This is a genomic window from Allobosea sp. 01N443 (genome assembly GCF_056399325.1).
Genome location: NZ_JBFTRC010000435.1, coordinates 1 through 482, shown reverse-complemented (window position 1 = coordinate 482; position 482 = coordinate 1). Strand labels below are relative to the sequence as shown.

Below are 482 nucleotides of genomic sequence, written 5' to 3'. Positions count from 1 at the left end.
CTCCACGTCAGGCAAAACGCGCGAAGTGGTCGAGATGGTGGAACTTTCCCGGCATCTGGGGCCCCACAAGGTCATCGCCGTTACCTCGCATCCCCAGTCCGATCTTCGTCTTGTGAGCGATATCATCATCGACATGGGACAGATCGCGGAACCCTGTTCCTTGGGACTGACCCCGACCGCGAGCATTGCCGTCATGTCGGCAATCGCCGATGCCCTTGCGTTGATCGTCATGGAGCGGCGTGGCTTTACGCKAAAGGACTATGGCCTCCGGCACCATGGGGGTTACCTTGGTGCCAAGGCGCGTTTGGACAACGTCTGAGAGCCCGTCCCGAAACGCGCCCTCGTCAGGTGTTCCGGGTGCGACGCGGWCGATGACCTGCCTTTTCCCCGCCGCGCCGGCCTCGTTTCCGTCCGCCGGTGACGGTCAACCGTCCACGGCGCCCCCTTTGCCGGCGGTTTGCGGGATGAGGCGGCGCCGGCAC

At 64.2% G+C, this 482-nt stretch carries 1 pseudogene; it reads left to right on the top strand.

Features of this window, described 5'->3' with window-relative positions:
* Nucleotides 1–319: pseudogene (locus AC1DRP_RS36860) on the top strand (capsule biosynthesis protein); the annotation flags it as partial.
* Nucleotides 320–482 lie beyond the last annotated feature (163 nt).